The 21100-nt window shown below is 69.3% G+C and carries 13 protein-coding genes; 10 read left to right on the top strand and 3 right to left on the bottom strand.

Going from position 1 to position 21100, the window contains the following annotated elements; translation table 11 throughout:
• The first annotated feature begins 1 nt into the window (after position 1).
• The 5 genes from OG266_RS11800 (at position 2) to OG266_RS11780 (ending at position 8333) form a co-directional block, all read left to right on the top strand.
• Entirely contained in the window at positions 2 to 958 is a 957-nt protein-coding gene (locus OG266_RS11800; RefSeq protein ID WP_371545321.1) for a carbohydrate ABC transporter permease, read from the top strand.
• Positions 959 to 1178: 220 nt separating this feature from the next.
• Positions 1179 to 3389, top strand: coding sequence for a WD40/YVTN/BNR-like repeat-containing protein (locus OG266_RS11795; protein ID WP_371545318.1), 2211 nt, complete (start codon positions 1179 to 1181; stop codon positions 3387 to 3389).
• Complete coding sequence (locus tag OG266_RS11790) at positions 3389 to 5356, top strand: beta-galactosidase (protein ID WP_371545315.1); 1968 nt, start codon at positions 3389 to 3391, stop codon at positions 5354 to 5356. The genes OG266_RS11795 and OG266_RS11790 overlap by 1 nt, the downstream gene beginning before the upstream one ends.
• Complete coding sequence (locus tag OG266_RS11785; protein WP_371545313.1) at positions 5353 to 7584, top strand: glycoside hydrolase N-terminal domain-containing protein; 2232 nt, start codon at positions 5353 to 5355, stop codon at positions 7582 to 7584. The genes OG266_RS11790 and OG266_RS11785 overlap by 4 nt, the downstream gene beginning before the upstream one ends.
• Before the next feature lie 35 nt (positions 7585 to 7619).
• A complete protein-coding gene (locus OG266_RS11780) occupies positions 7620 to 8333 on the top strand; it encodes a hypothetical protein (RefSeq protein WP_266474500.1) in 714 nt (237 codons plus the stop codon).
• A 53-nt stretch (positions 8334 to 8386) separates the two neighbouring features.
• On the opposite strand, the gene OG266_RS11775 is transcribed toward OG266_RS11780, so the two are convergent.
• Both OG266_RS11775 and OG266_RS11770 read right to left on the bottom strand, forming a co-directional pair.
• On the bottom strand, positions 8387 to 10438 hold the full coding sequence (locus OG266_RS11775; protein WP_371545310.1) for a TIM-barrel domain-containing protein: 2052 nt from the start codon (positions 10436 to 10438) through the stop codon (positions 8387 to 8389).
• A gap of 229 nt (positions 10439 to 10667) precedes the next feature.
• Entirely contained in the window at positions 10668 to 11681 is a 1014-nt protein-coding gene (locus OG266_RS11770; protein ID WP_371545308.1) for a LacI family DNA-binding transcriptional regulator, read from the bottom strand.
• A gap of 211 nt (positions 11682 to 11892) precedes the next feature.
• Between OG266_RS11770 and OG266_RS11765 the strand changes: the two genes are divergently transcribed.
• From OG266_RS11765 to secA, 3 genes are all read left to right on the top strand, one after another.
• Positions 11893 to 12699: an endo-1,4-beta-glucanase gene (locus OG266_RS11765; RefSeq protein ID WP_371545306.1), complete on the top strand. Its 807-nt coding sequence runs from the start codon at positions 11893 to 11895 to the stop codon at positions 12697 to 12699.
• A gap of 235 nt (positions 12700 to 12934) precedes the next feature.
• On the top strand, positions 12935 to 14866 hold the full coding sequence (locus OG266_RS11760; protein ID WP_266474494.1) for an acyl-CoA dehydrogenase family protein: 1932 nt from the start codon (positions 12935 to 12937) through the stop codon (positions 14864 to 14866).
• Between the two features lie 173 nt (positions 14867 to 15039).
• Positions 15040 to 17778, top strand: a complete 2739-nt coding sequence (gene secA / locus OG266_RS11755; RefSeq protein ID WP_371545303.1) for a preprotein translocase subunit SecA — start codon at positions 15040 to 15042, stop codon at positions 17776 to 17778.
• A gap of 7 nt (positions 17779 to 17785) precedes the next feature.
• Here secA and OG266_RS11750 read toward each other — a convergent pair whose 3' ends face one another.
• Entirely contained in the window at positions 17786 to 18235 is a 450-nt protein-coding gene (locus tag OG266_RS11750) for a lamin tail domain-containing protein (RefSeq protein WP_329545211.1), read from the bottom strand.
• A gap of 186 nt (positions 18236 to 18421) precedes the next feature.
• Here OG266_RS11750 and dxr point away from each other — a divergent pair, with 186 nt between their 5' ends.
• Positions 18422 to 19696, top strand: a complete 1275-nt coding sequence (gene dxr, locus OG266_RS11745) for a 1-deoxy-D-xylulose-5-phosphate reductoisomerase (RefSeq protein WP_371545301.1) — start codon at positions 18422 to 18424, stop codon at positions 19694 to 19696.
• Positions 19693 to 20997, top strand: coding sequence for an RIP metalloprotease (locus OG266_RS11740; protein WP_371545298.1), 1305 nt, complete (start codon positions 19693 to 19695; stop codon positions 20995 to 20997). Before dxr ends, OG266_RS11740 begins: the two co-directional genes overlap by 4 nt.
• Positions 20998 to 21100 lie beyond the last annotated feature (103 nt).

Raw genomic sequence — 21100 nt, 5'->3', positions numbered from 1 at the left:
CGTGACCGCGGAGTCCTCCGCGACCTCCGTCTCCGAAGAACGGCCGCCGCAGGCCCCCGGCCGCTGGGCGGCCCCGCCGAGGCCCGTCTGGGAGGAGGAGCCGAGCAAGGCCGGGCTCGCGGGCAAGGGCATCGTCCTGGCCGGCGCCTGCCTCGGCGTCCTGTTCCCGCTGTGGATCGTCGTCGTCACCAGCCTGTCCTCGAAGAAGGTGATCACCGAAGCCGGAGGCCTGGTGGTGATCCCCAAGGGCATCACCTTCATCGCCTACCAGGAGCTGCTGAGCGGCGGCCAGGTCACCCGCGCCACGCTCGTCAGCCTGGGTGTCACGCTCGTCGGCACACTGTTCTCGATGGCGGTGTCCATCCTCGCGGCGTACGGGCTCTCCCGCATCGGCACGATCGGACACCGCTGGTTCCTGATGACCCTGCTGGCGACGATGTTCTTCGGCGCCGGCCTCATCCCCACGTATCTGCTGGTGCAGGCGCTGGGGCTGACGGACTCGTATCTCGCGCTGATCCTGCCGAGCGCGATCAGCGTCTTCAACATCCTGGTGCTGCGCGGGTTCTTCATGGGCATCTCGCCGGAGCTCACCGACAGCGCGCGGATCGACGGCGCGGGGGACTGGCGGATCCTCTGGACGATCGTGATGCCGCTCTCCCGCGCGGTCATCGCGGTGATCACGCTCTTCTACGCCGTCGGGTACTGGAGCGCCTGGTTCAACGCGTCGATCTATCTGAGCGACCAGGACATGATGCCGCTGCAGAACGTCATGATCCAGCTCGTGCAGAAGCAGGAGCCCCCGGTCGGCATGGGCCAGGCCATCAAGACGGGCCAACTGTCGGCGCTCGCCGTGCAGATGGCGGTCATGGTGTTGGCGCTGCTGCCCGTCGCCTTCCTCTCGCCCTTCGTCCAGCGCCACTTCAAGAAGGGCATGCTCACCGGAGCGGTGAAGGGCTGACTTGCGTCAGCCGTCCATCTCCGGCCCCCTGTCCGCCGCTGCGGTCGACCTGCCCCTGATCGGCGGTCGGCCGTGGCGGCACCCAACGGGTTCGCTCCGCGGAGTTCGCCGTGTCACTCCGGTCGCTTGTTCCCCGCGGGCTGTTCGTGGCTGGTCGCGCAGTTCCCCGCGCCCCTGAAGGGTCGCTCTCCTCACCCCCTCTTCCCTAACGAGGTATGTCATGCGCACGCCCCGCCTGAGCAGACGAGCCGTTCTTGCCGGAACCGCTGTCGCGGCCGCGCTCACCGCCGTTCCCGCGCTCGGGAACCGCGCCCATGCCGCCGAAGGCGCCGCGTACCGCTGGCGCAACGCCGTCATCGGCGGGACCGGTTTCATCACCGGCGTCCTCTTCCACCCCGCCGTACGCGGACTCGCCTACGCCCGCACCGACATCGGCGGCGCCTACCGCTGGGACGACGGGGCCGGGCGCTGGACCCCGCTCACCGACCACCTCGGCTGGGACGACTGGAACCTCCTCGGTGTGGAGGCGCTCGCGGTCGACCCGGGGCACCCCGACCGGCTCTACGCCGCGCTCGGCACGTACGCCCAGGCGTGGGCGGGCAACGGCGCTGTCCTGCGTTCCGAGGACCGCGGTGCCACCTGGACCCGGACCGACCTGGGCGTGAAGCTCGGCGCCAACGAGGACGGCCGGGGCGCCGGGGAGCGCCTCCTCGTTGACCCGCGCGACAGCGACGTCCTGTGGCTGGGGACGCGGCACGACGGGTTGCTCAAGTCGAGCGACCGGGGCGCCACTTGGGCCCCCGTCACCGGCTTCCCGGCGACCGCGAACGCGTCCGGGCAGGGCGTCGTCTTCCTCGTCGCGGCAGGGCGCGCCGTCTACGCCGGCTGGGGCGACGGCGACGGCACCTCGGGCACGGCGAACCTGTACCGCACGACCGACGGCACCACCTGGCAGGCCGTACCCGGGCAGCCCTCCGGCACCTCCGCCAAGGTCCCGGTCCGCGCCGCGTACGACGCGCACACCCGCGAGCTGTACGTGACGTACGCCAACGCCCCCGGCCCCAACGGCCAGTCCGACGGCAGCGTGCACAAGCTGCGCACCACGACCGGCAAGTGGACCGACGTGACGCCGGTGAAGCCCGGTGGCACCACGTCCGACGGGTCGGCGGACACCTTCGGCTACGGCGGGGTCGCCGTCGACGCCTGCCGCGCCGGCACCGTCGTCGTCTCCACCAACAACCGCTGGGCGGACGTCGACACCCTGTTCCGGACCACGGACGGCGGCCGTACCTGGACGTCCCTCAAGGACGCTGCCGTGTTCGACGTATCGGAGACTCCTTTCCTCAACTGGGGAGGTGACAAGCCGAAGTTCGGCTGGTGGATCCAGGCGCTGGCCGTGGACCCGTACGACTCGAAGCGCATCGTGTACGGGACCGGCGCGACCCTCTACGGCACCCGTGACCTCAAGCGCTGGGCTCCGCAGATCCGCGGTCTGGAGGAGACGGCCGTGCGCCAGCTGATCTCGCCCCCGGCCGGGGAGGCGCACCTGATCAGCGGACTCGGGGACATCGGCGTGATGTACCACGAGCGGCTCACGGCGTCTCCGTCGCGCGGCATGGCGACGAACCCCGTGTTCGGGTCGGCGACGGGACTCGCGCAGGCCGCGGCCAAGCCGTCGTACGTCGTCCGGACGGGCTGGGGCGACAACGGCAACGGCGCGTACTCGAACGACGGCGGGCAGACCTGGGCGCCCTTCGCGGCCCAGCCCGACATCGCCAAGAGTGCACCGGGGCCGATCGCCACCAACGCCGACGGCAGCGCACTGCTGTGGTCCTTCGTGCACTGGGACGGCACGAAGTACGCAGCTCACCGCTCGACGGACAACGGCACGACCTGGTCCGAGGTCTCCTCCTTCCCGAAGGGCGCCACGCCGGTCGCCGACCCGGCCGACCCGACGCTCTTCTACGCGTACGACACCGACACAGGAACGCTATACGTCAGCACTGACAGTGGCCTTTCGTTCACTGCCCGTGCATCCGGTCTCCCCTCCGGGGACAGCCAGTTCAAGCTGGTCGCGGCACCCGGGCGCACTGGTGACCTGTGGGTTTCGGTCAAGTGGAACGGCCTCTACCGGTCCACCGACGGTGGCGCCGGCTTCGCCAAGGTCGCCAGCTGCTGGGCCTCATACACCCTCGGCTTCGGCAAGGCGGCCGACGGCGCCGACTACCCGGCGATCTATCAGGTCGGTTCGACCGAGGCCATCACCGCCGTCTACCGCTCCGACGACGAGGCGAAGAGCTGGGTGCGGATCAACGACGACGCCCACCAGTGGGGGTGGATCGGCGAGGTCGTCGTCGGCGACCCACGCGTGTACGGCCGCGTATACCTCGCCACCAACGGGCGCGGAATCCAGTACGGGGAGCCCGTCTGATGCCGAACCTCGACGACGTGATCCGCGGCCGCATCCTCTTCGGCGGCGACTACAACCCCGAGCAGTGGCCCGAGGAGACCTGGCACGAGGACGTACGCCTCATGAAGGAGGCCGGCGTCAACTCCGTCACTCTCGGCGTCTTCTCCTGGGCGAAACTTGAACCCCGGCCCGGGGCTCGGGAGTTCGGCTGGCTCGACCGGCTGATGGACCTGATGCACGAGAACGGCATCGGTGTCGTCCTCGCGACCCCCACCTCCTCGCCCCCGCCGTGGATGGGCCGCCTGCACCCCGAGACGCTGCCCCGGGACGAGGAAGGGCGCACCGAATGGTGGGGCGGCCGCCAGCACTTCTCGCACTCCAGCGCCACCTACCGCCGCTACGCCGCCGCCATCACCGAGGACCTGGCCGCCCGCTACGGAAGCCACCCCGCCCTCACGATGTGGCACATCAACAACGAGTACTGCACCTTCGACTACGGCGACGAGGCGGCAGCCACCTTCCGCCGCTGGCTCCAGGACAAGTACGGCACCGTCGAGGCCCTCAACGAGGCCTGGGGAACGGCCTTCTGGAGCCAGGGCTACGACGGCTGGCACGAGGTGCTTCCGCCGCGCCACGCCCACTACATGAAGAACCCGACGCACGTTCTCGACTTCAAGCGCTACACCTCCGACATGCTCCTGGAGTGCTACGCCGCCGAGCGGGACATCGTCCGCCGCCACACCCCGCACATCCCTGTGACCAGCAACTTCATGCCGATGTGGGTGGGCCAGGACGCGTGGAAGTGGGCCGCCGAGGAAGACATCGTCTCCGTCGACATCTATCCCGACCCGCGCGACCCCTTCGGCGCCCAGAGTGCCGCGCTGGTCCAGGACATGACGCGTTCCCAGGCCGCGGGCGGCCCCTGGGTACTCATGGAACAGGCCGCAGGGCCGGTCAACTGGCGCGGGGTGAACCACCCCAAGCCGCGCGGCCTCAATCGTCTCTGGTCCCTCCAGGCCGTGGCGCGCGGCGCCGACGCCGTCTGCTACTTCCAGTGGCGGCAGTCCCGGCAGGGCGCGGAGAAGTTCCACTCGGGGATGGTCAGTCACGCGGGGGAGCGCGGGCGCACCTTCCAGGAGGTCAAGCAGATCGGCGCCGAACTCGCCCTCATCAGCGACGAGGTGACGGGCAGTCACATCAAGGCGGACATCGTGATCCTGCACGACTGGAACTCCTGGTGGGCCGGCGCCCAGGATGGCCGTCTCTCCACCGAGGTCGACTACCCCCAGGTCGTACGAGCTTGGCACCGAGCCCTCTGGGAGGCCCACCTCACCACCGCCTTCGCCCACCCCGAGCACGACCTCTCCGCGTACAAGCTCGTCGTCGTACCGCAGCTGTATCTGCTCACGAACGCGGCGATCGACAACCTCCTCGCGTATGTACGAGGAGGGGGCACCCTCGTCTGCGGCTTCCTCACCGGAGTCGCCGACGAGGACGACCGGGTGCGCCCGGGCGGCATGGACGAGCGGCTGCGCGAGCTGTTCGGCATCCGCACCCTGCACGAGTGGTGGCCGCTGGACGCGGGGGAGACCGTCGAGTGCGAGGGCTTCCGGGGGACGCTGTGGTCCGAGGAGATCGAGGCCGAGGACGGCGTGACCGAGGCCGTCTACAAGGGCGGCGAGCTGGACGGGCTGCCGGCGGTACTCCGCAAGGGCGGTGCGCGGTACCTCTCCACGCTCCCCGAACCCGCCGCGCTGCGGGACCTGTTGGCGGACGCGGCGGACAGCGTGGGAGTCCGCCCGGTGCTTGAGGGGGTCCCCGCAGGCGTTGAGGCCGTACGCCGCGGTGAGCTGCTCTTCCTGCTCAACCACGGGCGCGACGAGGTGACCGTCGAGGTGCCCGGCACCCACCGCGACCTGCTCACCAGTGGCTCCGTGACCGGCTCCGTACGCCTGGAACGCTATGGAGCGGCGGTGCTCGCGCCATGACCGCGCTTCCAGCGGACCGGGAGCCAGGGCCGGTTCACGGCACCTGGGAACCCGCGCCCGCCGCCCGCTGGGAGGACGCCTTCCTGAGCGGCAACGGCACACACGGCGCCATGGTGTTCGGTGATCCGAACGACGACCGGGTCATCGTCAACCATCACGCCCTGGTCCGCCCCAACGGCAGCGCGGACGCCCGCCCGCCCGCTCTCGCCGGCCAACTCTCCGACGTGCAGGACCGGTTGCTGGCCGGGGACGTCACCGCCGGGGAGGACTTCACCGACGGGCGGCCGCTGCTGTGGGTGCAGCCCTTCCACCCCGCCTTCCAGGTCCGGCTGCGCCGCCCGGCGGTCCAGCGGCGCGCGTACCGGCGCGACGCCGACTTCACCACCGGCGTCGTCAGCGCCGACTGCGGTGACCGGCGCAGCGAGGTCTTCGTCTCCCGCGCCGACGACGTCGTCGTCCAGTACGTGACCGCCGCCGACCTCACTGTCGAGGTGGCCCTCGATCACCGACTGCCCGGCGCGCCAGGCAACTTGGCGGTGGGGCACAGCTCGGTTCTCACCCCCGAGGGCGCGCTCCTCACGCTGCGCGCCCGCTACCCGGGCAGCGACCTGGCATACACGGGGGTCACCCTCGCCGTGGTCACCGGCGGTCGAACCCGGACCGCCCTCCCTGGTCTACGCGTCGAGGGCGCTCGCTCGTTGCTCCTGCTCACGCGCGTACGACGGCACACCGGGGAGCTGGACGCGCTCGCCGAGGCGCACGAGCTGCGCGCCCTGCTGCCCGACTCCGGCGACGACGTGGACGCGTACCCCCACCTCCTCGCCCGACACACCGCCCTCCACCGCCCTGCCTACCTCCGCACCACCCTCGACCTCGGCGCCGACGACACCGAACGCGCCCTCCCCGGCTCGGAGTTGCTCCGCCGCCCCAAGAGCCCAGCTCTCCTGGAACGCCTCTTCGCGGCCGGCCGCCACCACCTTTTCTCCGCCGCCGGAACGCTCCCGCCACGCCTGACCGGCCTGTGGACCGGCGACTGGGACACCGCCTGGTCCGGGGCGTTCACCACCGACGCCAACCTCAACCTGCAGACTGCCTCCGCCGCAGCGGCAGCGCTGCCGGAGGTGACCGAGGCCCACGCCGCCCTGGTGCACGGCCAGTTGGCCGACTGGCGCGAGAACGCCCGGACGATCTTCGGCACCCGCGGAGTCGTCGCCCCCGCACACACCGACGGCGAGTCCGGGCACATCTACCACCTCAGCCGCGAATACCCGCTGCATGTGTGGACCGCCGGCGCCGACTGGCTCCTGAAACCCCTCGTGGACCACGACGAGACCCGCGGCGCACGCGACCCGCGACTGGCCGACGCGCTCGCCGAAGTGGCGTACTTCTACGAGGACTTCCTCACCCGGACCGACAAGCACGGCCACCTCGTGATCGTCCCCTCGTACTCCCCGGAGAACCGCCCCGCCAACGCGAGCTGGGTCACCCTCAACTCCGCCATGGACCTCTCCGCGGCCCGCCACGCCCTGCGTACGGCCGCCGACTACCACCCGGGACCCGAGGCCGAACGCTGGCGCGCGCTCGCCGACCGGCTGCCGCCGCACCGCGTCAACGCCGAGGGCGCGCTCGCCGAATGGGCCTGGCCAGGGCTCGACGACACCTACGACCACCGGCATCTCAGCCACCTCTACGGCGTCTGGCCGCTCGACGAGATCAACCCGTACGACACCCCCGAGCTGGCCACGGCGGCCCATCGCGCCCTCGAACTGCGCGGCGCCGAGAACGACTCCGCGCACGGCCACCTCCACCACGCCCTGGTGGCGGCCCGGCTTCGCGACGCCGACCGGGTGGCGGGAGCCCTCGGCAACGTCCTGGCAGGCGACTTCTTCCACGTCTCCCTGATGAGCGGCCACTACCCCAGCCGCCACGTCTACAACGCCGACGCGGCCCACACGCTCCCCGCGGTCCTCATCGAGATGCTCATCCAGTCCACGCCCGAGCGCCTGGTCCTCTTCCCGGCGCTCCCCACGGCCTGCCCGACCGGCCAACTGCGCGGTGTCCGCACCCGGTTCGGCGCCGAGGTCGACCTGACGTGGAGCCCCGGGGAGCGCACGGCCGTCATCCGTCCCGCCCGCACCCTGCGCATCGATCTCAGGACTTCCTCCGGAGCGCGACCGCTCTCCCTGCGCGCCGGAGAAGACTGCGTCCTCAGCCTGGGGCCGCAGTAGCAGCCGCAATCCCCCCACCCATGGAAGGGACACCCATGGCACGTCGCACACTGAACAGGATCGCCAAGGCCCTCACGGCCCCCGCACTCGCGCTCGGCGTCACCGTAGGCGTCGCCGCCGCCCCCGCCCAGGCCGCCGTCTGGAGCTCCTGCGACCAGTGGGGCAACACCTCACTGAACGGCTACACGCTCTACAACAACATCTGGGGCTCCGGAGCCGGTTCCCAGTGCATCTGGGCCAACTCCGGTACCAACTGGGGAGTCTGGGCCAACCACCCCAACACCGGCGGCATCAAGTCGTACCCCAACTCCAAGAAGGTGATCAACAAGACGATCACCTCGCTGGGTTCGCTCTCCAGCAGCTATAACGTCACGGTCCCGTCCTCCGGCGCGTACAACACCTCGTACGACATCTGGGACACCGACTACGACTACGAGATCATGCTCTGGGTCAACTACAACGGAGCCGTCGGCCCCCTCGGCACCTCGCAGGGCAACGTCACGCTGGGCGGCCATACCTGGACCGTCTACAAGGGCAACAACGGCGCGAACGAGGTCTTCTCGTTCCTGCGCACCTCGGACTCGTCCTCCGGCACCGTGCAGATCCTGCCGATCCTCAAGTGGATCAAGGACACCAAGGGCTGGTTCGGCAACGAGACCATCGGCGACGTCCAGTTCGGGTACGAGGTCACCTCCTCGTCCGGCGGTCTGGACTTCACCACCAACAACCTGACGGTCAGCAGCAGTTGATCCACGCATGAGTGTGCGGCCGGCCCCTGGAGGGACCGGCCGCACACGTCTGTTCACTCCGCGACAGGCAGCCGCGCCCCGTCCCGCAGGAACAGCGGGATACGGTCCAGTGGGGCGTCGACGGTGACGGCCGCGCCCCCGTCGTACGTCTCACCGGTCCACGCGTCCGTCCAGCGCGCGCCCGCCGGGAGGTAGGCCGTACGGGCCGTCGCGCCCGCCGTGAGCACAGGCGCGACCAGGAGGTCGGGGCCGAAGAGGTACGCGTCGTCCACCGACCAGGCGGCCTGGTCGTCCGGGAACTCCAGGAACAGCGGGCGCATCACCGGCAGCCCCTCCTCGTGGGCCTCCCGCATGACGTCCAGGACGTACGGCTTCAGGCGCTCGCGCAGGCGCAGGTACTTCTCCAGGATGGCGCCGGCCTCCTCGCCGTACGACCAGACCTCGTTGGGGCCGCCGGTCATGTCCGGGCCCAGCGGCATGCCCGGGTCGCGGAAGCCGTGCAGGCGCATCAGCGGGGACAGGGCGCCGAACTGGAACCAGCGGACCATGACCTCGCGGAACGCCGGGTCGTCCGGGTCGCCGCCGTGGAAGCCGCCGATGTCGGTGTTCCACCAAGGGATGCCGGACAGGGCCGTGTTGAGGCCGGCCGCGATCTGGCGGCGCAGGGTCGCGAAGTCCGTGCCGATGTCGCCGGACCACAGGGCGGCGCCGTAGCGCTGACTGCCCGCCCACGCCGAGCGGTTGAGGGAGACGATCTCGGTCTCACCGGCGGCGAGCAGACCCTCGTAGAAGGTGCGGGCGTTCTCCCGGGGGTAGAGGTTGCCCACCTCCAGGCCCGGTCCCGCGTAGTAGCGCAGGTTCTCCGAGAAGCCCGGCTTCAGCTCCGGCTCGCAGGCATCCAGCCAGAAGGCCGTGATGCCGTACGGATCAAGGTAGTTGTCCTTCATGCGTGACCACAGGAAGTCCCGCGCCTCCGGGTTCGTCGCGTCGTAGAAGGCGACCTGGACGGTGGAGGCGACCTCCTTGTCGGGCCAGTCGGCGTGCGCCATCGGGCCGTACTGAGTGCCGATGAAGTAGCCGCGCTGCTCCATGAGCTGGTGGTTCTCGGAGAGCGGTGACACCGACGGCCAGACGGACACGACCAGTTTGACGCCCAGCGCGTCGAGCTCCTCCCGCATCGCCGCCGGGTCGGGCCACTCGGTGAGGTCGAACTTCCAGTCACCGAGGTGGGTCCAGTGGAAGAAGTCGCAGACGATGACCGAGAGGGGCAGGCCCCGGCGCTTGTACTCCCTTGCCACGCCGAGGAGTTCGTCCTGTGTGCGGTAGCGCAGCTTGCACTGCCAGAATCCTGCCGCCCACTCCGGCAGCATCGGCGTACGGCCGGTCACCGCGCTGTAGCGGCGCTGGGCGTCGGCCGGATTGCCCGCCGTGATCCAGTAGTCGAGCTGGCGCGCCGAGTCGGCCACCCAGCGGGTGCCGTTGCCCGCCAGCTCGACACGGCCGATGGCGGGGGAGTTCCACAGGAGGGTGTAGCCGCGGCTGGAGGTGAGCACCGGGATGGTCACCTCGGCGTTCCGCTGCACCAGGTCAAGGACCGCGCCCTTCTGGTCGAACAGCCCGTGCTGGTGCTGCCCGAGCCCGTACAGCTTCTCGCCCTCGTACGCGGCGAACCGCTGCTCCAGGCGATGGTGACCGTTGCCGGTCGGCGTGTAGAGGCGCGAACCCGGCCACCAGAAGTGGGCGCGCTCCTCGGCCAGCAGTTCCGTGCCGTCGTCGGAGCGGACGAAGCTGATGAGTCCCTCGGCGGACATGAGCACGGTCAGCGCGCCGACCGTCAACCGCCCTTCTCCGGACTCGATCTTGACCGTGCTCTCGGTGGCCGGCGGCTCGTCGAGCAACGCGCCCGGGAGGCCCTCGATGACCGGTCCGCCGAGCCGCGCGCGGACGCGGACGGCGTCCGGACCCCAGGGCTCGACGCGTACGGTCTCGGTGCGGCCGCTCCACTCCAGCGCGCCGTCCCGCTCGCGGAACGTGCCGACGGTCGGGGAGGACTGGGCGAGGCTGACCGCCCCCTGCAGGGGCTGGTTCTCGGCAGGCTGATTCACGTGGGGTGCTCCTGAAGGAAGGAGTGGAGAGAAGGACCCGGCGCGGCTCTGGCGGCCGGGACAGAAAGAGGTGCCCCAACACCCGTGAGACGTAGGGAAGTTGGGTGCGGTGGTCGATTCAGGAAATGGCCGGCACCGAACCGGCGTTGGTCGGTTCAGGAAAAGGCCGGCACCGGACCGGCATTGGTCGGTTGAGGAAGCGGCCGGTACCGGACCGGCACGGGTCGGTTCAGGGGGTGGCCGGCGCCGGGCCCGTGCTCGCCCGGACCGTCAACTCCGGTGCGATCAGCACGACTTCGTCCTTGCCGTGCCCGTCGAGCTTGGCGACCAGATGCTCCACGGCGTACCGGCCCATCTCCTGCGCGGGGATGGCGACCGAGGTCAGCCGTACCGAGGCCTGGGTGGCGACCTGGTCCGGGCAGATCGCGATCACCGACACGTCCTCGGGGACGGCGCGGCCCTGCTGGCGCAGCAGTGCGAGCAGCGGCTCGACCGCCGACTCGTTCTGCACGACGAAGCCCGTGGTGCCGGGACGCTCGTCGAAGACCCGGGCGAGCGTCAGGGCCATCGCGTCGTACCCGCCCTCGCAGGGGCGGTGCAGCACGCGCAGGCCCAACTCCCGTGACCGGGAACGGAGTCCGTCGAGCGTGCGCTCGGCGAAGCCCGTGTGCCGTTCGTAGACCCCGGGCGCCTCGCCGATGACAGCGATGTCACGGTGACCGAGGAGCGCGAGGTGCTCGGCGCACAGCGCGCCCGTCGCGCCGAAGTCGAGGTCGACGCAGGTCAGTCCGGAGGTGTCGGCGGGCAGTCCGATGAGTACGGACGGCTGGTCCGTCTCGCGGAGCAACGGCATCCGCTCGTCGTCGAGTTCGACATCCATCAGGATCATCGCGTCGGCGAGCCCGCTGCCGGTGACCCGGCGCACCGCGTCGGGACCCTCCTCGCCGGTGAGCAGCAGCACGTCGTACCCGTGCGTGCGGGCGTTGGTCGCCACCGCGATGGCGATCTCCATCATCACCGGCACGTACATGTCGGTGCGGAGCGGGATCATCAGCGCGATGATGTTGGACCGGTTGCTCGCCAGGGCGCGGGCCCCCGCGTTCGGGTGGTAGCCCAGCTCCTGGATGCTCTGCTCGACCCGTTGCCGGGTGCCCACGGAGATGGACCGCTTGCCGCTGAGGACATAGCTCACCGTGCTCGCCGAGACTCCGGCGTGCTGGGCGACCTCGGCGAGGGTGACCATCCAGCTCTCCAAGCATTGTGTGAAGCGCTTCGACAGTGCGCGTTGCGGACAAGGGCGAGTGAGGGTGGCTCGACAGTAGCTCGATGGATGTTGGGTGTCCATAGGTTGTCGAAGCGCTTCGACAATGTTTCCCGCACCTGCACGGCAACCTTCCGGCCGGGCGGCGGCCACTGAGTGGGCGTACACAGACCGTCCCCCGGAAGGACCCCCGATGCAACACCGCAGACCACGTCTGTCCAAGAAGGCGAAGGCGCTGCTCGCGAGCTCGGTGGCGATCGCCGTCGCCGCAGGCGTCACTGTCGCCCAGGCGGGCGAGGACAGCAAGAAGTGCGGCGCCTTCGACACCGTCACGATGGGCAAGTACTACGTCAACAACAACCTCTGGGGTCAGGACGACGGCACCGGCACCCAGTGCGTCTGGGACACCTCCCGGTCCGGCGACACCATCGGCTGGGGCACGGAGTACACCTGGGCCAGCAAGACCGGCAAGGAGAACAACGTCAAGTCGTACGCCGGCACCGTGCTCGGCTGGCACTGGGGCTGGAAGACCGACAAGGCGGCCACCGAGCTGCCCGTCCGGGTCGGCGACCGCAAGCCTGTCAGGACCAGCTGGGAGTTCTCGGTCAGCTCGAACCCCGGCACCATGAACGTCGCCTACGACCTGTGGCTGCACTCCAAGAGCACCGCGGACTGGCAGGACCAGCCCACCGACGAGGTCATGATCTGGCTCAACCGCCAGGGCGGCGCGGGCCCCCTCGGCACCAAGTACGGCAGCGTCAGCCTCGGCGGCGCGATGTGGGACATCTACCAGGGCGACATCGGCTGGAAGGTGTTCTCCTTCGTCCGCCGCACCAACACCACCAAGGCCACCCTCGACCTCGACGCCTTCACCCAGGCCCTGGTCCGCCGCAAGCTGCTCAGCAACGACAAGTACGTCTCCGGAATCGAGTCGGGCACCGAGGTCTTCCGCGGCTCCGGACGGCTCGACACGAAGGCGTACTCGGTCGACATCGGCTGACCCCCCAGGGGGCGCGCGTTGGGCCGAACGCTGCGCGAGGACTGGTGGGGTCACCCGGAATCGGGTACATACGATCGAGTAGCACCGATCAGTAACGTACGCCCCAAGATCAGCGAAATGATCGACGAAAGGGGCGTACGGGATCGGCGCAGGAGTCCGTACAAGATCGGCGCACGAACCGCAGTTCCCGATTCAGTCCCCGATTCTGTTCCCGATTCGCGGCGAGGTGACCCTCATGTCCGCAACACCCCACCAGCCAACCGTCACCGAACGGGAGGCCCGCCAGGTCGCCGAGGCAGCGCGCGAACAGGACTGGCGCAGGCCCAGCTTCGCCAAGGAGCTGTTCCTCGGCCGCTTCCGGCTCGACCTGATCCACCCGCACCCCCTGCCGGCCGACGAGGACGCGCAGCGCGGCGAGGAGTTCCTCGCCAAGCTGCGCGACTTCTGCGAGACGAAGATCGATGCCGCGCTCATCGAGCGCGAGGCGCTGATCCCCGACGAGGTCATCAACGGCCTCAAGGAGCTCGGCGCCTTCGGCATGAAGATCGACACGAAGTACGGCGGTCTGGGCCTCACCCAGGTCTACTACAACAAGTCGCTCGCCCTGGTCGGCTCCGCGAACCCGGCGCTCGGCGCCCTGCTCTCCGCGCACCAGTCGATCGGCGTACCGCAGCCGCTGAAGCTCTTCGGCACCCAGGAGCAGAAGGAGACCTTCCTGCCGCGCTGCGCCCGCACCGACATCTCGGCGTTCCTGCTGACCGAGCCGGACGTCGGCTCCGACCCGGCGCGCCTGGCGACCAGTGCGGTACCGGACGGCGACGACTACATCCTCGACGGAGTGAAGCTCTGGACGACCAACGGCGTCGTCGCGGACCTCCTCGTCGTCATGGCGCGGGTGCCGAAGTCTGAGGGCCACAAGGGCGGCATCACGGCCTTCGTGGTCGAGGCGGCCTCGGAGGGCGTCACCGTCGAGAACCGCAACGCCTTCATGGGCCTGCGCGGCCTGGAGAACGGCGTCACGCGCTTCCACCAGGTCCGGGTGCCCGCCGCGAACCGCATCGGCCCGGAGGGCTCGGGCCTGAAGATCGCGCTCACCACCCTGAACACCGGCAGGCTCTCCCTGCCCGCGATGTGCGTGGGCGCCGGGAAGTGGTGTCTGAAGATCGCCCGCGAGTGGTCGGCGGCGCGCGAGCAGTGGGGCAAGCCGGTGGCCTTCCACGAGGCGGTCGGCGCGAAGATCTCCTTCATCGCGGCGACGACCTTCGCGCTGGAGGCCGTCCTCGACCTGTCCTCCCAGATGGCCGACGAGGACCGCAACGACATCCGCATCGAGGCCGCCCTCGCCAAGCTGTACGGCTCCGAGATGGCCTGTCTGATGGCCGACGAACTGGTCCAGATCCGCGGCGGCCGCGGCTTCGAGACGGCCGATTCACTGGCGGCGCGAGGGGAGCGGGCGGTACCGGCCGAGCAGGTCCTGCGCGACCTCCGCATCAACCGCATCTTCGAGGGCTCCACGGAGATCATGCATCTGCTGATCGCCCGCGAGGCCGTCGACGCCCACCTCTCGGTCGCCGGTGACCTCATCGACCCCGACAAGTCCCTCTCCGACAAGGCGAAGGCGGGCGCCAACGCCGGTGTCTTCTACGCCAAGTGGCTGCCGAAGCTGGTCGCGGGACAGGGCCAACTCCCGCGCGCGTACGCAGAGTTCAACCAGGAGGTCGACCTCTCCCCGCATCTCCGCTACGTCGAACGCAGCGCCCGCAAGCTCGCCCGCTCCACCTTCTACGCCATGTCCCGCTGGCAGGGCCGCATGGAGACCAAGCAGGGCTTCCTGGGCCGGATCGTCGACATCGGCGCCGAGCTCTTCGCGATGAGCGCGGCCTGCGTGCGCGCCGAACTCCTGCGCACCACAGGGGAGCACGGCCGCGAGGCCTACCAACTCGCCGACGCCTTCTGCCGCCAGTCCCGCATCCGCGTCGACGAACTCTTCGGCCGGCTGTGGACCAACACCGACGACCTCGACCGCAAGGTGGTCAAGGGCGTCCTGTCGGGCACGTACGAGTGGCTGGAGCAGGGCATCATCGACCCGTCGGGCGAGGGTCCCTGGATCGCCGACGCGACACCCGGGGAGAGCAAGAAGAAAAACCTCCACCGACCCATTCGCTGACCTTTTCCCCAGGAGCGCACAGCAGCCCCGTCCGTCATTCCACCGCTTGCCGCACCGTAACTGTGCGCCAACAATGAAATGAGTGGAATGGCGAACGGGCGTCCGCATTCTCCAGTGGGCCCACCACTGGACAGGGATGCTCATGGACGCCGCTCAGTTGTGGGGGAATTCCCATGCCAGCCAAGGGCCTTGACGCCATCACCGGCAGGATCATGCGGGCCGGCGAGGGCAGGATGCTGCGCCGTCTGGAGCGCATCGCCCAACAGGTCGGTTCCTTGGAGGAGGACTTCAAGGAACTGACCGACGAGGAACTCCAGGCGCTCACACCGGAGTTCAAGGACCGGTATGCCGACGGCGAGAGCCTCGACGACCTGTTGCCGGAGGCGTTCGCGGCCATGCGCGAGGCCGCGCGGCGCACCCTCGGCATGCGGCACTTCGACGTCCAGATCATGGGCGGCGCGGCGCTCCACCTCGGCAACATCGCCGAGATGCAGACAGGTGAGGGCAAGACCCTGGTCGGCACGCTTCCCGTGTACCTGAACGCCTTGACCGGCAAGGGAGTTCACCTCGTCACGGTCAACGACTACCTGGCCGAGCGCGACGCCGAGTGGATGGGCCGCGCGTACCGCTTCCTCGGCCTGACCGTCGGTGTCATCAAGTCGCAGTCGACACCGGCCGAGCGTCGCGCCCAGTACGCCTGCGACATCACGTACGGCACCAACACCGAGTTCGGCTTCGACTACCTGCGCGACAACATGGCCTGGTCGAGGGACGAACTCGTCCAGCGCGGCCACCACTTCGCGATCGTCGACGAGGCCGACTCGATCCTCATCGACGAGGCCCGCACCCCGCTGATCATCTCAGGACCGGCCGACCAGCCCACGCACTGGTACGAGTCCTTCGCCAAGTTCGCCCTGCGGATGACGGGCGTCCTGGTGCAGGAGGAGCAGTTCACTACGCCGACGGACAAGGACCGCCTCGCCGAGCTGCGGACCCAGTACGACTACGAGTACGACCCCAAGAAGCGCACCGTGTCGATCCTGGACCGCGGAGTGGAGTACCTCCAGGACCAGTTGGGCATCGACAGCCTCTACGAGTCCGACCACACCCCGCTCATCGGGCACCTCAGCAACGCCCTCAAGGCCAAGGAGCACTTCAAGAAGGACAAGGACTACGTCCTCGTGGACGGCGAGGTCCTGATCGTCGACGAGCACACCGGGCGCATCCTCGCGGGCCGCCGCTACAACGAGGGGCTGCACCAGGCCATCGAGGCCAAGGAAGGCGTGACGATCAAGGACGAGAACCAGACGCTCGCCACGATCACCCTGCAGAACTTCTTCCGCCTGTACGAGAAGCTCGCCGGCATGACCGGCACCGCCATGACCGAGGCGGCCGAGTTCCACCAGATCTACAAGCTGCAGGTCGTCCCGATCCCCACCAACCGGCCGATGGTCCGCGTCGACGACCCCGACCAGATCTACCGCACCGAGGAGGCGAAGTACGCCGCGATCCTCGCCGACATCGCCGAGAAGCACGAGGCGGGCCAGCCCGTCCTGGTGGGCACCACCTCGGTCGAGAAGTCCGAGGAGCTCTCCGCGCGGCTGCGCAGGAAGGGCATCCGGCACGAGGTCCTCAACGCCAAGAACCACCAGCGCGAGGCGCAGATCGTCGCGCAGGCCGGACGCAAGGGCGCGGTCACCGTGGCCACCAACATGGCGGGCCGCGGCACCGACATCATGCTCGGCGGCAACCCGGAGGCCATGGCGCTCGCCGAGTCCGGCGAGGACACGGACCCCGAGGACCAGCAGAGGGTCCTGGACCGCATCACCTCCTCGGCCGCCACCGAACACGAGGAGGTCAAGGAGCTGGGCGGCCTCTACGTCCTCGGGACCGAACGCCACGAGTCCCGCCGTATCGACAACCAGCTGCGCGGCCGCTCGGGCCGGCAGGGCGACCCGGGAGCCTCCCGCTTCTACCTCTCGCTCCAGGACGACCTGATGCGGCTGTTCCGCGCCAACGTGGTCGACCGAGTGATGTCCATGGCGAACGTCCCCGACGACGTACCCATCGAGAACAAGATGGTCACCCGCGCCATCGCCTCCGCCCAGGCCCAGCTGGAGCAACAGCACTTCGAGTCCCGCAAGGACGTCCTGAAGTTCGACGAGGTCCTCAACAGGCAGCGCACCCTCATCTACGCCGAACGCCGCCGGGTCCTCGCGGGGGAGGACCTGCGCGAACAGATCCTGCACTTCATGGACGACACCGTCCGCGCGTACGTCGGGCAGGAGACGAGCGAGGGCTTCGCCGAGGAATGGGACCTGGAGCGGCTGTGGAGCGCCTTCAAACAGCTCTACCCCGTGCGGATCACCATCGAGGACCTGGAGGACGCGGCGGGCGACCGCGCGAACCTCACCGCCGACGACCTGCTCGACTCGGTCACGGAGGACATCCACGCCCGCTACGAGGACCGCGAGGCCGAGCTCGGTGCCGAGGCCCTGCGCGACCTGGAACGCCTGGTCGTCCTCTCCGTCCTCGACCGAAAATGGCGCGAGCACCTCTACGAGATGGACTACCTCCGCGACGGCATCGGCCTGCGCTGGACGCTGGGCCGGGAGCCCATCGTCGAGTACGAGCGCGAGGGCTTCGACATGTACGGCGCGATGACCGAGGCCATCAAGGAGGAGTCCGTCGGCTATGTGTTCAACCTCGACGCCACGGCTCCGGCCGCCGAGACCAGGCGTGGGCCGACCGACGGACTTCACTTCACCGCGCCCACGCTGGACACGGCCGAGGGAGTCGTCGAGGGTTCCTTCGCCCCGGCCGACGCCGCTCGCGAACCCACGGAAGGGGCGCCCGCGCGGAGCGGCGCCCGGCCCGCGAAGTCGAAGGCCAGGCGCCGCCGCAGGCGGTGAGGGCGGGTCAGCAGTACTTGCTGCTGGGATCCCGAGTCGTCCACGAGCACGAGTCGACCTTGCTGCCGTTCGCCTTGGTGAGCGTGGCGGTGTCGCTCGTGTTGTTCCACACGTACCAGCTGCGGTTCTGGTACCTGTGCGCCGAGGTGGCCGTGCCCTTGCCGGTGTGCACGATGACGGTCTTGCCCGCCCCGATCTTGACGTTGGGGAAGGTGAACCTGTGGTTCGCGATGTCCTTCAGGATCCAGCCGTTGACCGAGATCGCCGCGGAGCTGGTGTTCTTGAGCTGCACCCACTCGCCGTTGAGGCTGGCGTTCGAGCCCCTGTCCGAGCCCGGACTGTCGAAGTAGGCGCGGTGGATGGTGATGCCGCCGGCGGCCTGAGCCGGAGTGCTGAGAAACGTGCCCGTCAGTGCCACGGCGCCCGCGAGAGCGGGCAGGGCAGCGCGTATCCGCATGAGAATCCCCCCAAGGTGTTCTCCACCGGTCGGTCGTCCACCGACCGGTGGTGCAGTGCTATCACACGATCTTCACGCTGGTTTCACAAAGGGTGATTTCCGTTCCTCCAGGACGCAGGGGTGCTAATGGGACCGGAAGAGGGGCGCACTGTCCTGTGCGGGACGCATTGCGGCCACAATGGGGGAATGAGCGACAGTCCAGCCCCCCTCGCTGATCCGCATCTTGTCTTCGACCCCGTGGACGGAGTCCGGGATGTCGTGATCCTCGGATCCACCGGCTCGATCGGCACCCAGGCCATCGACCTCGTGCTGCGCAACCCCGACCGGTTCCGGGTCACCGCGCTCTCCGCCGCCGGCGGACGGGTCGGACTGCTCGCCGAGCAGGCGCACCGGCTGCGCGTCGAGGCGGTCGGCGTCGCGCGCGAGGACGTCGTGCCGGCGCTGAAGGAGGCGCTCGCCGCGCGCTACGCCCCTGGTGAGGCCCTTCCCGAGATCCTCGCCGGGCCGACCGCGGCCAGTCAGCTGGCCGCCTCCGCCTGCCACACCGTGCTGAACGGAATCACCGGCTCCATCGGCCTCGCGCCCACCCTCGCCGCCCTGGAGGCGGGCCGCACCCTCGCGCTCGCCAACAAGGAGTCGCTCATCGTCGGCGGCCCGCTGGTGAAGGCGCTGGCCAAGCCGGGCCAGATCATCCCGGTCGACTCCGAGCACGCCGCCCTGTTCCAGGCCCTCGCCTCGGGCACCCGGGCAGACGTACGCAAACTCGTCGTGACCGCTTCCGGGGGCCCCTTCCGGGGACGTACGAAATCCGAACTGGCCGACGTCACCCCCGAGGCCGCCCTCGCCCATCCCACCTGGGCCATGGGACCGGTCATCACCATCAACTCCGCGACCCTGGTCAACAAGGGGCTCGAAGTCATCGAGGCGCACCTCCTCTACGACATTCCCTTCGAGCGGATTGAGGTGGTCGTGCACCCGCAGTCGTATGTCCACTCGATGGTTGAGTTCACGGACGGATCGACGATCGCCCAGGCGACGCCCCCCGACATGCGCGGGCCCATCGCCATCGGGCTCGGCTGGCCCGAGCGCGTGCCCGACGCGGCGCCCGCCTTCGACTGGACCAAGGCGTCGAGCTGGGAGTTCTACCCGCTCGACACCGAGGCGTTCCCGTCGGTGGCCCTCGCCCGGCACGTCGGGCAGCTCGCGGGTACGGCCCCGGCGGTGTTCAATGCCGCCAACGAGGAGTGCGTGGACGCGTTCCTGAACGGCGGGCTGGCGTTCAACGGGATCATGGAGACTGTCACACGAGTGGTCGAGGAACACGGCACACCGGATACGGGAACTTCCCTGACGGTCGCGGACGTCCTCGAAGCGGAGACCTGGGCGCGCGCCCGGGCCCGTGAACTGACGGCACAGACGAAACAGACGCCACAGGCGACAACCGCGGAGGCTCGTGCATGACGACCTTGATGATGATCCTCGGCATAGTCGTCTTCGTGGTCGGCCTGCTCATCTCGATCGCGTGGCACGAGCTGGGACATCTGTCGACGGCCAAGCTCTTCGGCATCCGCGTGCCGCAGTACATGGTCGGCTTCGGCCCGACCATCTGGTCGCGCAGGAAGGGCGACACCGAGTACGGCATCAAGGCGGTCCCGCTCGGCGGCTACATCCGCATGATCGGCATGTTCCCGCCAGGGCCGGACGGCAGGATCGAGGCCCGCTCGACCTCCCCCTTCCGCGGCATGATCGAAGACGCCAGGTCGGCCGCCTTCGAGGAGCTCAAGCCCGGCGACGAGAGCCGCCTCTTCTACACGCGCAAGCCGTGGAAGCGCGTGATCGTGATGTTCGCGGGCCCCTTCATGAACCTCATCCTGGCCGTCGCGATCTTCCTCGGCGTGATGATGACGTTCGGCATCCAGACCCAGACCACCACGGTCGGCAAGGTCTCCGACTGCGTCATCCAGGGGAGCGAGAACCGGACGAAGTGCGAGAGCGGTGACCAGGCCGCGCCCGCCAAGGCCGCCGGACTGCAGGGCGGCGACAAGATCGTCGCGTTCAACGGCAAGGCCGTCGAGGACTGGTCGACCCTCCAGACCGACATCCGCGACAACCCCGGCAAGACCGTCACCCTCACCGTCGACCGCAAGGGCGAGCAGGTCGACCTCACCGCCCACCTGATCGAGAACCAGGTCAGCAAGACCGACGGCAACGGCGGCTATGTCGAGGGCCAGTACGTGTCTGCCGGCTTCCTCGGCTTCACGCCTGCCTCCGGCATCGTCGAGCAGTCCTTCGGGCAGTCCGTGGACCGCATGGGCGACATGATGCAGAACGGCGTCGAGTCGTTGATCGCCCTGCCGAGCAAGGTTCCCGCCCTGTGGGACGCGGCCTTCGGCGACGGCCCGCGCGAGGACGACTCCCCGATGGGCGTGGTCGGCGCGGCCCGCATCGGCGGCGACGTGTTCACCCTCGACATCCCGGCCTCCCAGCAGGTCGCGATGATGCTGTTCCTGGTGGCCGGCTTCAACCTCTCGCTGTTCCTCTTCAACATGCTCCCGCTGCTCCCGCTCGACGGCGGGCACATCGCGGGCGCGCTGTGGGAGTCGCTGCGCCGGAACCTGGCGAGGGTGCTGAGGCGGCCCGACCCGGGCCCGTTCGACGTGGCCAAGCTGATGCCCGTCGCCTATGTGGTGGCCAGCATCTTCATCTGCTTCACGATTCTGGTGCTGATCGCCGACGTGGTTAACCCGGTGAGAATCTCCTAGTAAGCCAGTGTTCGCGGCGGCCGGGCAGACTGACTGCCCGGCCGCCCACTGATGAGTGCGTTTACGAGCGGGATGTGCTCGGGCCTGCGCCCGTGCCGTAATC

The sequence above is a fragment of the Streptomyces sp. NBC_00554 genome (assembly GCF_041431135.1).
Lineage (GTDB): Bacteria > Actinomycetota > Actinomycetes > Streptomycetales > Streptomycetaceae > Streptomyces.
This window is presented reverse-complemented; position numbering and strand designations above follow the sequence as displayed.